Origin of the sequence: Psychroflexus gondwanensis ACAM 44 (genome assembly GCF_000355905.1) — a bacterium.
Taxonomy (GTDB): domain Bacteria; phylum Bacteroidota; class Bacteroidia; order Flavobacteriales; family Flavobacteriaceae; genus Psychroflexus; species Psychroflexus gondwanensis.
This window is the reverse complement of sequence record NZ_APLF01000053.1, coordinates 1-862: the sequence shown is the minus strand read 5'-3', so window position 1 is coordinate 862 and position 862 is coordinate 1. Positions and strand designations below refer to the sequence as shown.

1 protein-coding gene is annotated in these 862 nt (G+C 30.6%); it reads left to right on the top strand.

What is annotated here, in order from left to right; genetic code table 11:
* Window positions 1-114: 114 nt before the first annotated feature.
* On the top strand, window positions 115-675 hold the full coding sequence (locus PGOND44_RS14875; RefSeq protein WP_147228870.1) for a hypothetical protein: 561 nt from the start codon (window positions 115-117) through the stop codon (window positions 673-675).
* Window positions 676-862: the final 187 nt, after the last annotated feature.

Here is an 862-nt window from a genome sequence, read left to right as displayed (position 1 = left end):
ACGTTACCACCAATTTGAATGAAACGCAATTTTAAATACATATTGATAATTCTAACATTTGGACTCTTCCAAAATCTACTTGCGCAGGAAAATAAAGTAGGAAAAGTAAAAGTCGTGAAATACAGAGATACATCCGATAGGTTTACTGAATCGACAACTGACTCTACTCTCGCATATTTAAATAAAAGAGAACACGATATTTTAATCACAAATAAAAAAGATACTACACGACTGAAAACTAACTCTCTCGGAATTTTTGAAATCCCAAAAAAGTATTTTAATTATTGTAGCATAAATGTAAATCCTAAAACAAAAGACTTACGAGAAGAATTTTTGTTTATGGAGGGACTTGGGAAAAAAGACAGTCTCGAATTTGAAGTTTATGATTACCATTTCTCAAATAAAATTGATTCGACAAAAGCACCTGAATTTTACAATAAATTCAATACTCAAAGAGCTGAACAAGATTTTTTAGCTGGAAAAAAAAGATACTTACTCGGAAACGGAATTGAATACTCGAAAAAATTTATTGAACAATTAGAATTAAAGGCAAATGAATTCGGGTTCGAAATTGAATATCCTGAAAAAATGAGCGGAATTTTATCAGAACACAGAATTCTTTATAAGTATAACGAACGAATGAGAGAACTACTGGGAATAAAAAACTGGTGGTAACAATGTATAAAAAAAATAGGGCAAGTAAGTGCTAAACCCAATGGTTCAGGCTTGTTTGCGAAGTCGCCAAATCTTTTGATTTGGCTTTTAGATGAATAATATAAAACAAAATGCAAAAGATTTGGCTTGTGGATAATCCGAATAATTATTGCTTATTTACAGCCCTACTTCTTTTATACTAAACGTT